This is a genomic window from Marinicella gelatinilytica, assembly GCF_026410405.1.
Lineage (GTDB): Bacteria > Pseudomonadota > Gammaproteobacteria > Xanthomonadales > Marinicellaceae > Marinicella > Marinicella gelatinilytica.
Map to the genome: position 1 here is coordinate 1 of NZ_JAPMLN010000003.1, position 14,861 is coordinate 14,861.

A 14,861-nucleotide genomic window follows, 5' to 3' on the forward strand; every position below is an offset into this window, starting at 1 on the left:
TGTAAATCTGATATCGTTCTGTTTCGGTTAACTGTTTATAGCTCATATTGCATTTTCCTTTTGGTGAGAAAAATCAGTAACTATACCAGTTAACCGACCTCCTCAGGAAATTGCACTTATTATCCGAATTGAGGATATATCTTTCTTTACAAAGGGCTATTATATTCTTTGGAGTCGACTGGGTTTTCTTTGCAAATACCTCAGCGATCACAATGGCGTCATCGTCAATCCGGTACATAATTCGCCAAGTCACATCCTCATCATTGATACGAAGCTCATGACAACGCTGACCAATCGTCTTCATTGGACGTGAGTGTGGCAGGCTTATTTTCTCACCTGTCTGAAGTCTGCAAAGCAAAAAACCCGCCTCCAATCTGGCTTCAGATGAAAACGGCGGTGTTTTCACTTCGCCATGCAACCAAACCAGTGACTTATCTTTTGGACTCATAACGGCTATTGTATGTCAGATATGACATATTATCAAGTGATTCTGCTTAACAGTCCTTGTTAAGATACCCACTAAATCCATTCAATTTGTCCCGTCGCGCAAGCGGTTCGTAACAACCTAAACCAGCAGACGTGGTCTATGCTAAAATTAAATTATTAACTCAGGCCAAGCTGTTTAACGTTTCCATTAGGTAGAAATATATGATTAATTGGCTAAAATCAGTTTTTTGCAATGTTGAAAACGCTAATGATTCAATAACAAAAATAAAGAAAACGACGAAAAAGATTGAGAAAGCCATTCATTCAGAAGTCGCAAAAGTAGCAAATGAGAAGTATTGGGTTTTTCATTATAGTGCAAACGACATTCATCCAAGGCACCTTGTATATTGGATCTGTGTAAATACAGACAAAGAAAAAGAAAGGTTATCTAAAAACCAAGAACTCTATAAAAAACTAAGAAATCTTCTCGTAGTTCACAAATATCCAATTTCGGGACGAGATGGTGTCTATATTGGATTTGAACCTCAGGAAACCGTTGATAGAGAAGCTGATGGAAATTGGTGGCAACACTGGAAGTAAAAAATTAGCAATTTTAGACAAGGTTGATCTCCTACCGTCACATACAATGCCCTTAATTTTTGATGGGCAGAGCCCATCCTACTAAAATCTCACTTATTCAAAGCACGCACCACATCCAAAGTCGCTTTAGCTCGATTCAGGGTGTAAAAATGAATGCCGGGGACGCCTTGGTCGAGGAGTTGTTGGCAGAGTCTAATGGTATATTCGGTGCCAAAGTCCTGGATGGCTTTGCGGTCGTCGCCGTAGCTTTCTAATTTATAGTGCAGCCATCTGGGCATGTCGGTGCCGCAGAAGCCACAGAAGCGTTTGATGTTACTGTAATTGGTGATGGGCATAATGCCCGGGGTGATGGGCACATCGATGCCGTTTTTCTGGCATAAATCCACGTATTGGAAATAGGCTTCGGGGTTGAAGAAAAACTGGGTGATGGCGCGGTCAACGCCGGCATCGACTTTTTGTTTAAAGTATTTGATTTCTGTGTCCAAAGACACTGACTCCGGGTGCACTTCAGGGTAGCAGCCGACTGTGATTGAAAAGGTGTCGGGGAATTCCTGGTGAATAAATTCAATCAGTTCGTTGGCATAACGGAAATAGCCCACCGATCCCATGCCTGAGGGCACATCGCCACGCAGTGCCAGGATATCGGTGATACCGTGTTCAAGGTATTTGTTGAGTAGGTTTCTGATGTCCTCAGGGGTGCCGCCCATGCAGGATAAATGCGGAATCACTTTCGGGGTGTCGTGCTGTTTTAGGCCAATCACGGTTTCGGTGGTGGCGGTTAAGGTGGAGCCACCGGCACCAAAAGTGACCGAGAAAAAATCCGGGTGGGTTTTGCGTAATTGTTTCTGGGTGTTTTCCAGGATAACTTTTTGCTCGGAACTTTTCGGCGGGAAAAATTCATAGCTCAGACCGAAATCAGGTTTATTCATGATTTATGCTCCAATAATACGGCAAAAAAAAGCCGAACAAAATGTCCGGCTCTTTTATTATCAGCTTGTAAAAAACAGGCCTGCATCAGTAGCGGTAGTGCTCAGGCTTGTATGGGCCTTCGACATCGACACCAATGTATTTGGCTTGTTTTTCAGTCAGTGTGGTGAGTTTGGCGCCAACACGCTCTAGGTGTAATTTGGCCACTTTTTCATCCAGGTGCTTCGGTAGGACGTACACTTGGTTGTCATACTTATCACCGTGACAATACAGTTCAATTTGCGCCAGCACTTGGTTAGTGAATGAATTGGACATCACGAAACTTGGGTGACCGGTACCACAGCCTAAGTTCACCAAGCGGCCTTTGGCCAATAAGATGATGCGCTTGCCGTCTTCGAAAATAACATGATCGACCTGGTCTTTGATGGACTCCCATTCGCAGTTTTTCTCTAAACCGGCGACATCAATTTCATTGTCAAAGTGACCAATATTACAAACGATGGCCTGATCTTTCATGGCTTTCATGTGATCGAAATTAATAATCTGGTAGTTACCGGTGGCGGTGACAAAAATGTCGGCTTTATCCACCACATCATTTAAGTCCACCACTTTAAATCCTTCCATGGCGGCTTGCAGGGCACAAATCGGATCGATTTCAGTGACCCAAACTATGGCACCCAAAGCACGCAGTGATTGCGCTGAGCCTTTACCGACATCACCAAAGCCACAAACCACGGCAGTTTTTCCGGCAATCATGACATCGGTGGCGCGTTTAATGGAATCCACCAAAGATTCACGACAACCATAGAGGTTATCGAATTTAGATTTGGTCACAGAATCGTTGACATTAATGGCCGGGAAGGGCAGTTCTTTGCCTTTGGCCATTTCGTATAAGCGTTTCACTCCGGTGGTGGTTTCTTCGGTGACACCTTGGATTGAGTCCAGGGTTTTTTGGTACCAGCCCGGCTTGGTTTGTAAGCGCTTTTTAATGGCGGCAAACATAAAGGTTTCTTCTTCTGATTCGGGGTTATCCAAAATAGAAGCATCTTTCTCGGCGCGGGCGCCTAAGATTAACAATAAAGTGGCATCACCACCGTCATCGAGAATCATATTCGGAGAACCACCGTCTGACCATTCCATGATTTTATGGGTGTATTCCCAGTATTGTTCCAAAGTTTCACCTTTAATGGCATAAACAGGAATGTCCTGATCCACCATGGCGGCTGCAGCGTGATCCTGGGTTGAGTAAATATTACAAGAGGCCCAGCGGACATCGGCACCTAAAGCGCGCAGGGTTTCAATCAATACCGCGGTTTGGATGGTCATGTGCAATGAACCGGCAATGCGGGCGCCTTTGAGAGGTTGCTCGCCTTTGAATTCTTCACGAATCGAGACCAAACCCGGCATTTCGGTTTCGGCAATACGGATTTCTTTGTGGCCCCAATCGGCTAAGCCTAAATCGGCAATGGCATAATCAGGTTGTAAGTTTTTTACGTTATCTGTAGTCATAATAATTTTTTGGTTGTGGTTATAAAAGTTTAAAGACCGGCGGCTGATTTTAACAGTTCGGCCTTGTCAGTGCGTTCCCAGGTTAAATCAATGTCCTCGCGACCCATGTGACCATAGATAGCGGTTTGCTGATAGATGGGCTTTAACAGGTCCAGTGAGGTGATGATGCCATAAGGACGCAGGTCAAAATGGTCTTTAATGAGTTGTTCAATAGTACTTTCGGGCACTTTACCGGTGCCGAATGTCGTGACGCTAATTGAAGTGGGTTCAGCCACACCGATGGCGTAGGACACTTGGATTTCACAACGATCAGCGAGTCCTGCAGCGACAATGTTTTTCGCCACATAACGACACGCATAGGCTGCAGAGCGATCCACTTTAGAGGGATCTTTACCGGAAAAGGCACCACCGCCATGACGGGCCATGCCACCATACGTATCGACAATAATCTTACGGCCGGTTAAGCCGCAATCACCCACCGGTCCGCCAATGACGAATTTTCCGGTTGGGTTAATATGGTATTTGGTGTCTTTGGTGAGCCATTCCGCCGGCAGGACCGGTTTGATGATGGTTTCCATGACTGCTTCACGCAGATCCGGTAAACGCACATCCTCATCATGTTGGGTGGACAACACTACGGCATCAATGGCCACCGGCTTGTCATTTTCATAACGGAAAGTGACCTGGGATTTGGCATCGGGGCGCAACCAGGGCACTTGTTTTGAGCGGCGCACATCGGATTGTTGTTTTACCAAACGATGGGCAAAGGTAATCGGTGCCGGCATCAGCACATCGGTTTCATTGGAGGCATAGCCAAACATCAGGCCCTGATCGCCGGCGCCTTGTTCTTCCGGAGATTTACGATCAACGCCGATATTAATGTCATAAGACTGTTTACCGATGAGTGACATCACGGCACAGGTTTTGCCATCAAATCCAACATCGGAGGAATCATAGCCGATACCGGTTATAACCTCACGAACCAGTTCATCCAGATCAATCCAGGTGTTGGTGGTGATTTCACCGGCAACAATGGCGGTGCCGGTTTTGACCATGGTTTCACAGGCCACACGGGCTTTGGGGTCGTCTTTAATGATGGCGTCGAGGACGGCATCGGAAATTTGATCGGCCACTTTATCCGGATGGCCTTCGGACACGGATTCCGAGGTAAACAGGTAGTTGCTCATGGCAATATATCTCTTAATGCGAATAAAGAGATATATTGTATTTTTTTTCCGGCTAATGTCCACCTTTAATGTCAACTTTTGGTTATTTTTCGTGATTATTCATAGGCTCAAAGGCACAAAACGGAATTAAACTTGCAAAAAATACACCAGCATATATATTAGTTAGTTCCAGAAGTTGAATTGAATTTAGAGATGGTTAAAAACCTGAAAGGTCTGTTGTCAGCGATTATTTTGATTGTAAATACCATTGTGATGGTGACTATTTTGCTGGTGTTTGCGGTGATTAAGTTAGTGATACCGATTGAATCCTTTCGGGTATTTATTTCAAAAATTTTAGTGGTTCTTGCCGAATTTTGGATTGCCGTGAATGCCAATGCTTTTCGTTGGGTGCATGGTGATAAAATCAAAGTCGAACCCTTGCCGGAATTGAGTCGCGATGAATGGTATCTGGTGGTGGCCAATCACCAAAGTGTCACCGACATTCCAATTTTACAGGCGGTATTTAATAAGCGTATTCCGTTTTTAAAGTTCTTTTTAAAACAAGAGCTCATTTGGGTACCGTTGTTAGGCTTGGCATGGTGGGCATTGGATTTCCCATTTATGAAACGTTACAGCCGAGAAACCTTAGAAAAAAAACCACATCTCAAAGGTAAAGACATTGAAGCCACCCGTAAATCATGTGAGCAGTTTAAATATTTTCCCACTTCAATTATCAATTTTGTTGAAGGTACACGGTTTACTCCTAAAAAACAGCAGCGGCAAGATTCTCCCTATCAACATTTGTTAAAGCCCAAAGCCGGTGGTGTGGGTTTTGTATTCGGTGCCATGGGTGAACAAGTGAAGACTTTGTTATTGGTGACTGTGGCTTATCAACCAAAACCGCCATCCATGTGGCAATATTTGAGTGGTGATTTTAAAAAAGCCCATGTTGTCGTCGAAAAAATTGCGATTCCTGACGCGCTTTTACACAAAAATTACATGACAGATGTTAAATTCAAACAAGAACTGTTTAACTGGCTACAACAATTGTGGTATAAACAGGACAGTAAGCTGACTGAGTACTATGGAAAATCAGACATTTAAAGTTGTTTTCAAAGGTAAGACCGTTCGTGATATCGACGCTGAAAAGGCGTGTGCGAATTTTGCTAAATTATTTAAGTTATCGCCTGAAAAAGCCAAATTGTTTTTTGACGGTAAAGCCAGGATTCTTAAAAAAGCGTTACCCATGGACAAGGCCAATCATTTTCGCAGTGTTTTGAAAAAAGCCGGCATCAAAGTATCCTTGGAAAAAAATGAAGTCACGGAGGATGCTAAATCCAACAAAGAATGGCAAGTCAGTGAACCCGGTGTGGTTATTTTACGGCCGATTGCTCCCCCACAGACCCACATTGAAACATCTCACATTAAATTATCAGTGGATTTGGGTCGGTTAACAGAAAAAGTTGAAATCGATCCGCCTGAAGTGGACATTGATCACATTCGAATTGATGAAAATGTGGATGATCCCATTGTTGAACCCAGAGAAGTTGAAGTACCGGATATCAATATTGATGATTTAACAACCGCCGAAGTGGGTGCCATAATGGTCGATGCCAAAAAGATAGAGCCACCTGATATTCCGGTTGATGACATAGCGTTTGATGATTCTGATGAACCTATTGTGAAAAAGGTCAAACAATTGGAACCCGAAGTCGATATTTCAGGTATTTCATTACAGGTTGATGAGTAATTTTTGTTAGATTTTAAAAGCTTTTAAAAATTCATAATCACTCCGACAAGCTTGGGCGACTTCATTTTCCCGTTTTGTTAATGGTTTATGTTTTTTCTGAAAGGGTTTAAAACCCGTGGATTCAATCACGCGGTTATACCAATGGCTGGCCCAGACGCCGTCTGATTCACGATAACCGGTTGGCCAACTCAACATCGCCTCATCAAATTTCACGTCTAAGGCATGACACAGTTTTTGTAAGGTCTCTTGCGGCTGATTGAGTACATCCACCGATTCAACCACCGGTGGGTTTTCACCGATGTGTTTTTTGACCAAATTAAAAATCTGCACCTGACGTTTATAACCCAGAGCCTCGGCCGTAATATTCGGATATTTGCGCACATAAGAACGCACCACGTCTTGAGGATTACGAATTAAAAAAGCATGGCTAAAAGGTGTAATCAAATGGTTTTCCACAAACGCGATATCCGGCATATGGTGGGCCATGTGCTTTTGATAAAAAATGTCTATATTGGCTGCTTGCGGTGCTAAAAGTTTTTTTAATACGGCATGGTAGTCGCTGCCTTGATCGGCAATAACCTGGTTCTTTAAGGGATGATTTTCGCCGCTGTGTGCTAAAAAGGGACCATAGAACGGCTCATCAATGACCACGGTATCGCTGCGATTTTCCCAGGATCGCATCATGGCGGTGGAGATATTGCGTGGCCCTGACCACATGGCGATGCGTTTCATGATTGTGATTGTTTTTTGACTTCAGCGGCAATTAAGTCACTGTATGCCTGTTGTAAAGATTTCATGACGCGGTAATTGTCCGACTGTCCAATGTCACGACCATCCACCGAAACCACCGGTGTGACACCGGCAAAGGTGCCGGTTATAAACACTTCATCGGCACTGTAGACATCGAACAGAGAAAAGTTCTTCTGCCGTATCGGGATATTCAAATCTCCGCATAAATCGATGATTTTACCGCGGGTGATACCACCCAAACAAAAATCACCGGTTGAAGTCCAAACTTCGCCATTCACCACAATAAAGAAGTGGGTTGAGTTACAGGTGGCCACAAATCCGTGCGGATCCAGCATTAAGGCCTCATCGGCACCGGCTGCGATGGCCTGAATACAGGCCTGAATGCAGTTATGCTTCGAATGTGAATTAATTTTATGGTCCTGAATATCCGGGTAACCGCGGCGTACATGGGCCGTGAACAGTTTAACTCCCTGGTTTTTCTTACGGTTTGAAGGGGTTTTATACTCCGGAATAATCACTACCGTGGTGCCGGGTTTGGTGGCTGCCGGTGATTGGTAGGGTGTGGTTTTTTCACCCCGGGTGACCATCATGCGTAAATGCACATGGTCATGCATGCCATTGGCTTTGACGGTTTGATAAAGCATTTGTTTAAAATCTTCGGCGTTGTATTCAAGGTCCATGGCCAAGGCTTTGGCGCCTTTAAACAAACGCTTTAAATGGTCATCAATAAATACCAGCACGCCGTTGTGTAAGCGCGCACTTTCCCAAATGCCGTCACCCATTAAAAAACCACTGTCAAACACCGAGATTTTGGCGTCTTTGCGCGGCACCATCTCACCGTTAACGTAAATAAGCACATCCTGGTTACGTGGGTCGTTCTCTGCTGCGTGGCTGCCTGTGGTCATGGTTTATTCAATGATTAAAAGGAATATGGTAGAATTTTTAGGTCAGATTGGCAAATGAATTTCTGGTCAGGAAGAAAACAACAAGGCATGCCTTGTCGCTACGATACAGATTAATTCCAATATGTAATGATTTCATGGAATAATAAATGAGGTGAAATAGGGAAATTAAAATGGAAGATCAATTTAAAAATAAATATCGTCGAGATTCAACCCGATTACAACATTGGGATTACGGTTCAAATGCAGCGTATTTTGTGACCCTATGTACAAAAAATAGAGTCTGTTCTCTGGGAGATGTAGTAGAGGGGGAGATACAATTATCTGAAACAGGGATTATAGCTAACATTCTGTGGTATGAAATAAAACACCATGCCATCAATATTGGATTGGATGCCTTTGTGGTGATGCCAAATCATGTTCATGGGATTATTTTTTTACACGGCAATATAGACACACAAATAAAAAAAGGTGCAGAGACAAGGCATGCCTTGTCTAAATCAGTACAAAAACAGACCACGGGACAGAATAGATTTCAGAACCAAGGTAAAAACACATTATCTTCGATTATGGGTGGTTATAAATCTGCTGTGACAAAGCATGCCAGAAGAATTGGATTTGAGCATAATTGGCAACCTCGGTTTTATGAACATATTATTCGGAATCAACAAGCTTTAGAAAAGATTCAGGCCTACATTATCGACAATCCTTTGAATTGGAAAGATGATCGTTTTTATCGAGGTTAATGATTTTAAAATATTTAAGACAGGATTGAAAAACGACAAGGCATGCCTTGTCGCTACGATAGCAATAATAATTAATAGGAGGAGGTTTGGTGATGTCAGTTCGGGTATTGTGGTTTTTATTGGCGGTATTTGTTGTTATTTTGGCCTGGTCAGCCTATCAGCCTTATGATTTGGCGACCTGGGCGCTGGAGGCGTTGCCGGCGATAGCGGCGGCTGTTTTGCTGTTGGTGACTTATCGGCGTTTTGAGTTGACCGGGGTTTTATATGTCCTGATATTTTTGCATGCCGTGGTTTTGGTGGTGGGCGCTCACTACACCTATGCCCGAGTGCCATATTTTGATGGCTTTATGTCGTTTATTTGGCCGGAGCGCAATAATTACGATAAGTTGGGCCATTTTATGCAAGGGTTGGTGCCTGCCATCGCGTGTCGCGAGATTGTACTGCGTTATGGCGTATTTAACTCACGGGCCTGGATGAACTTTTTTATTATCAGTTTTTGTTTGGGCTTTTCAGCCTTTTATGAGCTGATTGAATGGTGGGTGGCATTACTCAGTCGTGAGGCCAGTGAATCCTTTTTAGGTACCCAGGGTTATGTGTGGGATACCCAATCGGATATGTTTCTGGCTTTGATTGGTGCGGTGGTGGCTTTAGGGGTATTTTCGCGGTGGCATGATAGGCAGTTGGCAGCATTAAGACAATAAGGTGGCCATCACTGCCTGACGTATCAGGACACCATTACTGACTTGTTCTAAGATAACCGATTGGGGTCCGTCGGCCACCGCCGCGCTAATTTCGATGCCACGGTTCATGGGGCCGGGGTGCATAACGATGGCATCTTTTTGCGCCAGTTTTAATTTTTCGGAATTAAGACCATAATTTTGGTGCCATTGATTAACATTCAGAAATTCATTTTTTTCAAACCGTTCCTTTTGAATACGCAGCATCACCACCACATCGGCCTGATCCAGGGCTGCATTAATGGTCGGGGCTTTTTTGTCGCTGTATTGTTCGGGTATTAAATTATCCGGGCCAAATAGGCTAATGTCTGTTGTTTGCAGAATGTTTAAGCCATCGATGAGTGAGTTAGCCACCCGAGAATGTTTAATATCGCCGATAATGGTGACTTTTAAGTCTTTAAAATCAGGTTTATGCCGGCGGATGGTGTATAAGTCTAACAGCGCTTGTGTGGGGTGTTGGTTTTGTCCGTCGCCGGCATTGATTAAATGAATATTATCGGTGAGTAAATCTGCGATATTCCGATGGGCATAATCTTCCGGGTGGCGCATAATTACGGCATCCGGGGCCATGGCGGCGATGGTTTTTATGGTGTCATGAAAGCTTTCACCTTTTTGAACGGAAGAATGATCAACCGGCAAATTAAAAACTGAAGCACCGAGACCGGACGCAGCCAGCTGGAAAGATAACAAGGTGCGGGTGGAGTTTTCATAAAATAAACACACCACCTGACGCCCGATTAGATGCTTTAACCGTTCTGCTTTGGGCTGCGATTTAATGTTGTCAGCGCATTGAAATAGCTGTTCAATGCGGGTCTGGTTGAGGTCTTTGATGTCCAGTAGATGTTTCATATTACAGTTGTTGGTTGAACCAGGATTGCAGAATAATGGCAGCGGCTTCAGCATCCAGATTGTTTTTGTGTTTGGCTTTGCGGGTTTGCTGTTGCCGCTGTTGCTGAAAGCCGCGTTCGGCTTCATAGGAACTTAAGCGTTCGTCACTGAATGCCACAGGCAGTTGCGTTAAGTGGCGTAACTTTTTGGCAAAGTTTTTGACTTGGCGAGTAATCAGTTGTTCTTCACCATCCATGGTGAGTGGTAACCCCATAACGATGAGATCAATCTGCCATTCGTCGATAACTTGTTGTAACTGGTTGAGTGTGTCTTTGTTATTGCCGATAACTTTTAAGGGATTGGCGCTGGCGGTAAAGGTTTGTCCCACGGCCAATCCAATTCGTTTTTGACCATAATCAATGCCCAGTACCGTCTTAGGCATGGCCGTCGATATCGACCAGTTGATGGGGTTTAATACCGAGAAGTGCTAGGGCTTGAGACCATTTGTCTTCACTTAAATCAAACACCAGATTCTCATCCACAGGCCCTGATAACCAATCATTGTCAGCGATTTCTTGTTCTAATTGGCCGGCTTCCCAAGTGGCACAGCCTAAGGTCATAAACCATTCTCCTTTTAAGTTATTTTTTGCAATGGCCAATATGATGTCTTTAGATGTGGTTAATGCCAGTGATGGTGTCAACTGTAAGGAGCTGTCGTAGTTTTGCTTGCCACGGTGTAAGATAAAACCACATTCGGCATTGACCGGACCACCTGAAAAAATGGGTTGGTTATTGACACCATCGGCGGCTTCAATATCAAGGCCTTCTAATACTTCTTCAAAGTCAATGTCGCTCAGCTGATTAACACGGATACCCATGGCACCATGTTCGTTATGCTCGCAGATAAGAATCACCGCTTCGGTGAAGCGTTCATCGGGCATACCGGGTTGGGCGATCAGGAATTGATTGGTTAAATTCATTTTTGTCTCAATAAATGTCCGGGTAGGAACTGCCATGTGCGGGTAATATACAAAATATCAACCGGTTCTTTGGTTTCCGGTAAGGGTTCAAACGGTTGTGCTATCTCAACAATGTGTTTAGCCGCTTCATCTAAAAAACGGTATTTTGAAGGTTTAATGATTTTTATTTCATGGAGCGAGCCGTCTTTGTTAATACCAACGGTGAGCATCACTTCGCCTTTAAATGTTTTCTTTTTGGCTTTTTCAGGGTAGTTTAAATCACCGGTGCGTTCAATGGTTTTCACCCATTGATTAATATAAGGTGCATATTCGTAAGCTTTGGTGCTGCTGGAAATGTATTTGGTGCGTGGTTTTTTCGCATAACGTTGAATTTTTTTGGCGATTTCCTCCTTCATTTGCGCAAGTTTTTGCTGTTTAGAGTTACGTTGATTGTTTTGTTGGGTGTGTTGTTGAGTTTGTTGTTGCTTGGCGGATAATTGCTGTTGTTGGCTGGAAACAGATGTCAACACAGCAGTGTCCTGTTGTTGTCGGCTTTTTTGTTGTTTTTTGGTTTGTTGCTTAGAAACGCCGTCCGGTGTTACAGCCGGTCCACTGACTATGTCTGTAGGTCGACTTTTTTCTTCTAAATTGCCACCGCCCAATTGATTATTGGCTGCCAGATAATCGGCTTCTTCCGGGATTTCAGTGTGGGCTTTTTGTGTCAGTATCACGTCCATACTGTGAATAATTTTAGGAGATCGATCCTGATAAGAAAAAGACACACCTAAAATTATCATAGCCAGCACCAAAACTGCCAGCGTAAAAGTCATGACATTCTTATCTTTATTGGTGATGCGACGATCATTCATAGCATGGATTCAAGGGTCTCTATCAAATCACCGGCAATATCTAAACCATAAATTTGGTCCAGCTCACGAATACAAGTGGGACTCGTGACATTTATCTCAGTCAAATAGTCACCAATGACATCGATACCGGCAAATACAATGCCCATGGATTTTAATACCGGACCAACAGCTTCGCAAATGACGAAATCACGGTGACTGAGCGCCACCCCATGACCGGTACCACCTTTGGCTAAATTACCCCGAAAATCGTGATCGGAGGGTACCCGAGCCAAAGCATAGGGTACGGGTTCACCGTTAATCAATAAAATTCGTTTGTCGCCTTCACTGATTTCGGGAATAAATTTCTGCACAATGGTGGTTTGGGTGCCATTTTTCGTCACTGTTTCTAAAATTACATTTAAATTTTTATCATTCTTAGATGTTTTAAAAATAGATTGGCCGCCCATGCCATCCATGGGTTTGATGATAACCTCATCCAAATCATGAACTGCTTGACGGAGTAATTCAGGGTTGCGACTGATGCGATTAGGGGGAGTGAATTCAGTGAAGAATTCAGTAAAAAACTTTTCATTGGCATCTCGCAAAGCCTGTGGTTTATTGAACACCAGGACCCCTTGTTTTTCAGCCAATTCTAAAATGTAGGTATCCATGATGTATTCCATGTCAAAGGGCGGATCCTTACGCATTGCGATGCAATCAAAGTCTTTTAATAACTTGCTTTCACTGGAGCTTAAGGTGTAATAATTTTGGCTTTGGTCAACCACTTTAACTGATTGGCACATCGCGGCTGGCTGTCCGCCCGAAGTGTATAATCCTTCGGGTTTAATGTAGCTGATTTGGTGGCTGCGTTTTTGAGCCGCCAATATCATGGCAAATGTGGAGTCTTTTTTTGGATTAATGGATTCTATGGGATCCATGATGATGGCTATTTTCATTTTTTTTGTGGTTAATAATTTGTTAAATGAATCGAATTATAATATGCTAACGATGTGATTTTACCGTACCCGATAGAATCAGTCAGGAATTAAAGTCAAAAACAATGATGAAAAAAATTGTTTGTAACAGTTTACGCGCAAAATTGCCATAAGCGTGAACATTAATAATTATTGTCACTGTGGCTCGAACTTGTTTCGAATATGACCGCCATAATGTGAAAATAACAGATAAAATGGTTATTTTGGAAAAATTGTTTTGTAATCATAATAAGAATCGGTTATTTTCTTGAGAATGACATACTTAGAAGGTTTAGTTAACAATAAGTGTAAAATAACATCTACAAAAAAATTGTTGCTAATAAGCTTGGAGAGATTATGAATTTAGAAGGTCTAAAAGTGATGGTGATTGATGACAGCAAAACCATCCGTAGAACCGCCGAAACGCTCTTAAAAAAAGAAGGTTGTGACGTTATTTGTGTTGATAATGGTTATGAAGCCTTGTCACAGATTGCAGACCTGAATCCCGATATTATTTTTGTGGATATTATGATGCCTCGGTTGGATGGATATAAAACATGTGCGCTGATAAAAATGAATAGCGAGCACAAGTCAACACCCGTTATTATGTTATCCAGTAAAGATGGCTTGTTTGATAAGGCCAAAGGCCGTGTGGTCGGTGCCGAGGAATATTTGACCAAACCTTTTACCAAGGAAGAATTAATTGCCGCCATTGAAAACCATGTGAAACAGGATTAATCATCATGAGTAAACAAATCATTAAACCGTTTGAATTATTACTTCAGTATGAACAACGCAGTTTAGCCCATGCTTTAGGCGGTACCGTTGATGAGGGTGATCGTGGCGATTGGTCAGGCATTGGCTTTAGAGTCGGTGATTTTCATTTAGTGGCTGAAGTTGATGACGTTAATGAGGTGGTTATTTTACCTGAGTTAATTCGTATTCCCGGCATTGATAATTGGGTGTTGGGCTTGGTTAATATTCGCAGTAATTTAATTCCGGCCATTGATTTAAAGTATTTTTTAACCGGTGAACCCGCCAAAATTACTAAGCACAGCCGTATGATGGTCATTAATCAACCCGGTGGCCAAGCCGGATTGGTGGTGGATGAGGTATTTGGTCAGCGACATTTCAATGTCAGTGACCGGCAGGATGTCGAAGGTGACAACGACTCACGTGTGTATTTATATTGTGATAAGTATTTTAGTCACGAAGGGGTAACTTGGAATATGTTTGAAATTGAGCAATTGGTTTCAGATATTAAATTTCAAAACGCCGCCGTTTAGTTTAATAGAGGTAGTTGATTTATGAGCAGCACAACTGTAGATATGGACCAACGAACACGTACCCTGCCATTATGGCAGTTAATGGTGTTGGTTATTTTAGTCATGGCTTTCTTTGGCCATTCTGTGTGGTTGGCATCGGTTGAATCAAACCGGGCTGAGCAAATTCAAGAAGTTGATAAAATCAACATCAAGGCGCAGCAGTTATCACAATATGCCCAGCGAGCCAGTGGCGGAGATATCGATGCCTTTGATGTGTTAATCAACGAGCGAAGAATTATAAATGACACAGTAAGCTCTCTAAATAACGGTGGACCTAACTACCCGGCGTTGCCTGTTGATGTCAGTCCTCAGTTCAGTGCTTTAAAAGAGAATTGGCAAAGCATCAACAGCAATGCTTTGGTGATTATTGAGCAAAGAGATCGTATTGTTGAGCTGGCCACTATTTCTGATAAA

18 protein-coding genes are annotated in these 14,861 nt (G+C 43.1%); 7 read left to right on the forward strand and 11 right to left on the reverse strand.

Annotation, left to right across the window (positions count from 1 at the left end; genetic code table 11):
• Positions 1-73: 73 nt before the first annotated feature.
• Entirely contained in the window at positions 74-448 is a 375-nt protein-coding gene (locus OS173_RS02560) for a type II toxin-antitoxin system RelE/ParE family toxin (RefSeq protein WP_267182710.1), read from the reverse strand.
• Positions 449-648: 200 nt separating this feature from the next.
• On the opposite strand from OS173_RS02560, the gene OS173_RS02565 reads away from it, so the two are divergent.
• Entirely contained in the window at positions 649-1,026 is a 378-nt protein-coding gene (locus OS173_RS02565; protein WP_267182711.1) for a hypothetical protein, read from the forward strand.
• A gap of 89 nt (positions 1,027-1,115) precedes the next feature.
• Here the strand turns inward: OS173_RS02565 and metF are convergent, their stop codons facing one another.
• From metF to metK, 3 genes are all read right to left on the reverse strand, one after another.
• A complete protein-coding gene (gene metF / locus OS173_RS02570) occupies positions 1,116-1,955 on the reverse strand; it encodes a methylenetetrahydrofolate reductase [NAD(P)H] (protein WP_267182712.1) in 840 nt (279 codons plus the stop codon).
• Positions 1,956-2,040: 85 nt separating this feature from the next.
• Positions 2,041-3,462, reverse strand: a complete 1,422-nt coding sequence (gene ahcY, locus OS173_RS02575; RefSeq protein WP_267182713.1) for an adenosylhomocysteinase — start codon at positions 3,460-3,462, stop codon at positions 2,041-2,043.
• Between the two features lie 29 nt (positions 3,463-3,491).
• Positions 3,492-4,649, reverse strand: a complete 1,158-nt coding sequence (gene metK, locus OS173_RS02580) for a methionine adenosyltransferase (RefSeq protein ID WP_267182714.1) — start codon at positions 4,647-4,649, stop codon at positions 3,492-3,494.
• A gap of 180 nt (positions 4,650-4,829) precedes the next feature.
• Here metK and OS173_RS02585 point away from each other — a divergent pair, with 180 nt between their 5' ends.
• Positions 4,830-5,732 (forward strand): acyltransferase, encoded by a 903-nt coding sequence (locus OS173_RS02585; RefSeq protein ID WP_267182715.1) that lies wholly within the window; start codon positions 4,830-4,832, stop codon positions 5,730-5,732.
• Positions 5,713-6,378, forward strand: a complete 666-nt coding sequence (locus OS173_RS02590) for a hypothetical protein (protein WP_267182716.1) — start codon at positions 5,713-5,715, stop codon at positions 6,376-6,378. Before OS173_RS02585 ends, OS173_RS02590 begins: the two co-directional genes overlap by 20 nt.
• 6 nt (positions 6,379-6,384) lie before the next feature.
• Here OS173_RS02590 and OS173_RS02595 read toward each other — a convergent pair whose 3' ends face one another.
• A complete protein-coding gene (locus tag OS173_RS02595; protein WP_267182717.1) occupies positions 6,385-7,110 on the reverse strand; it encodes a sulfotransferase-like domain-containing protein in 726 nt (241 codons plus the stop codon).
• Complete coding sequence (locus OS173_RS02600) at positions 7,107-8,033, reverse strand: aminotransferase class IV (RefSeq protein ID WP_267182718.1); 927 nt, start codon at positions 8,031-8,033, stop codon at positions 7,107-7,109. Before OS173_RS02600 ends, OS173_RS02595 begins: the two co-directional genes overlap by 4 nt.
• A gap of 170 nt (positions 8,034-8,203) precedes the next feature.
• Between OS173_RS02600 and OS173_RS02605 the strand changes: the two genes are divergently transcribed.
• Positions 8,204-8,776: a transposase gene (locus OS173_RS02605; protein WP_267182719.1), complete on the forward strand. Its 573-nt coding sequence runs from the start codon at positions 8,204-8,206 to the stop codon at positions 8,774-8,776.
• Between the two features lie 92 nt (positions 8,777-8,868).
• A complete protein-coding gene (locus tag OS173_RS02610) occupies positions 8,869-9,477 on the forward strand; it encodes a DUF2238 domain-containing protein (RefSeq protein WP_267182720.1) in 609 nt (202 codons plus the stop codon).
• Here the strand turns inward: OS173_RS02610 and OS173_RS02615 are convergent.
• Genes OS173_RS02615 through gshB form a run of 5 tightly spaced genes read right to left on the reverse strand, consistent with a single transcriptional unit; the run spans position 9,466 to position 13,104 of the window.
• The gene (locus OS173_RS02615; RefSeq protein WP_267182721.1) at positions 9,466-10,362 is read right to left on the reverse strand and encodes an aspartate carbamoyltransferase catalytic subunit; all 897 of its coding nucleotides are present in this window, start codon (positions 10,360-10,362) and stop codon (positions 9,466-9,468) included. The two genes, OS173_RS02610 and OS173_RS02615, sit on opposite strands and share 12 nt — an antisense overlap.
• 1 nt (position 10,363) lies before the next feature.
• Positions 10,364-10,783: a Holliday junction resolvase RuvX gene (gene ruvX, locus OS173_RS02620; RefSeq protein ID WP_267182722.1), complete on the reverse strand. Its 420-nt coding sequence runs from the start codon at positions 10,781-10,783 to the stop codon at positions 10,364-10,366.
• Positions 10,776-11,321, reverse strand: coding sequence for a YqgE/AlgH family protein (locus OS173_RS02625; protein WP_267182723.1), 546 nt, complete (start codon positions 11,319-11,321; stop codon positions 10,776-10,778). Before OS173_RS02625 ends, ruvX begins: the two co-directional genes overlap by 8 nt.
• Entirely contained in the window at positions 11,318-12,169 is an 852-nt protein-coding gene (locus OS173_RS02630; protein ID WP_267182724.1) for an energy transducer TonB family protein, read from the reverse strand. Before OS173_RS02630 ends, OS173_RS02625 begins: the two co-directional genes overlap by 4 nt.
• Entirely contained in the window at positions 12,166-13,104 is a 939-nt protein-coding gene (gene gshB / locus OS173_RS02635) for a glutathione synthase (RefSeq protein ID WP_267182725.1), read from the reverse strand. The genes OS173_RS02630 and gshB overlap by 4 nt, the downstream gene beginning before the upstream one ends.
• Positions 13,105-13,479: 375 nt before the next feature.
• Here gshB and pilG point away from each other — a divergent pair, with 375 nt between their 5' ends.
• A complete protein-coding gene (gene pilG, locus OS173_RS02640) occupies positions 13,480-13,860 on the forward strand; it encodes a twitching motility response regulator PilG (protein ID WP_267182726.1) in 381 nt (126 codons plus the stop codon).
• Between the two features lie 5 nt (positions 13,861-13,865).
• Positions 13,866-14,408, forward strand: coding sequence for a chemotaxis protein CheW (locus OS173_RS02645; RefSeq protein WP_267182727.1), 543 nt, complete (start codon positions 13,866-13,868; stop codon positions 14,406-14,408).
• Positions 14,409-14,861 lie beyond the last annotated feature (453 nt).

Excerpts from the sequence above, each read along its gene's own strand:
- ruvX (WP_267182722.1), bottom strand. The coding sequence starts at position 10,783 with ATGCCTAAGACGGTACTGGGCATTGATTATGGTCAAAAACGAATTGGA.
- OS173_RS02560 (WP_267182710.1), bottom strand. The coding sequence starts at position 448 with ATGAGTCCAAAAGATAAGTCACTGGTTTGGTTGCATGGCGAAGTGAAA.
- OS173_RS02595 (WP_267182717.1), bottom strand. The coding sequence starts at position 7,110 with ATGAAACGCATCGCCATGTGGTCAGGGCCACGCAATATCTCCACCGCC.
- OS173_RS02605 (WP_267182719.1), top strand. The coding sequence starts at position 8,204 with ATGGAAGATCAATTTAAAAATAAATATCGTCGAGATTCAACCCGATTA.
- pilG (WP_267182726.1), top strand. The coding sequence starts at position 13,480 with ATGAATTTAGAAGGTCTAAAAGTGATGGTGATTGATGACAGCAAAACC.
- OS173_RS02600 (WP_267182718.1), bottom strand. The coding sequence starts at position 8,033 with ATGACCACAGGCAGCCACGCAGCAGAGAACGACCCACGTAACCAGGAT.
- OS173_RS02610 (WP_267182720.1), top strand. The coding sequence starts at position 8,869 with ATGTCAGTTCGGGTATTGTGGTTTTTATTGGCGGTATTTGTTGTTATT.
- OS173_RS02630 (WP_267182724.1), bottom strand. The coding sequence starts at position 12,169 with ATGAATGATCGTCGCATCACCAATAAAGATAAGAATGTCATGACTTTT.
- metK (WP_267182714.1), bottom strand. The coding sequence starts at position 4,649 with ATGAGCAACTACCTGTTTACCTCGGAATCCGTGTCCGAAGGCCATCCG.
- OS173_RS02615 (WP_267182721.1), bottom strand. The coding sequence starts at position 10,362 with ATGAAACATCTACTGGACATCAAAGACCTCAACCAGACCCGCATTGAA.
- OS173_RS02625 (WP_267182723.1), bottom strand. The coding sequence starts at position 11,321 with ATGAATTTAACCAATCAATTCCTGATCGCCCAACCCGGTATGCCCGAT.
- metF (WP_267182712.1), bottom strand. The coding sequence starts at position 1,955 with ATGAATAAACCTGATTTCGGTCTGAGCTATGAATTTTTCCCGCCGAAA.
- ahcY (WP_267182713.1), bottom strand. The coding sequence starts at position 3,462 with ATGACTACAGATAACGTAAAAAACTTACAACCTGATTATGCCATTGCC.
- OS173_RS02565 (WP_267182711.1), top strand. The coding sequence starts at position 649 with ATGATTAATTGGCTAAAATCAGTTTTTTGCAATGTTGAAAACGCTAAT.
- OS173_RS02590 (WP_267182716.1), top strand. The coding sequence starts at position 5,713 with ATGGAAAATCAGACATTTAAAGTTGTTTTCAAAGGTAAGACCGTTCGT.
- OS173_RS02645 (WP_267182727.1), top strand. The coding sequence starts at position 13,866 with ATGAGTAAACAAATCATTAAACCGTTTGAATTATTACTTCAGTATGAA.
- gshB (WP_267182725.1), bottom strand. The coding sequence starts at position 13,104 with ATGAAAATAGCCATCATCATGGATCCCATAGAATCCATTAATCCAAAA.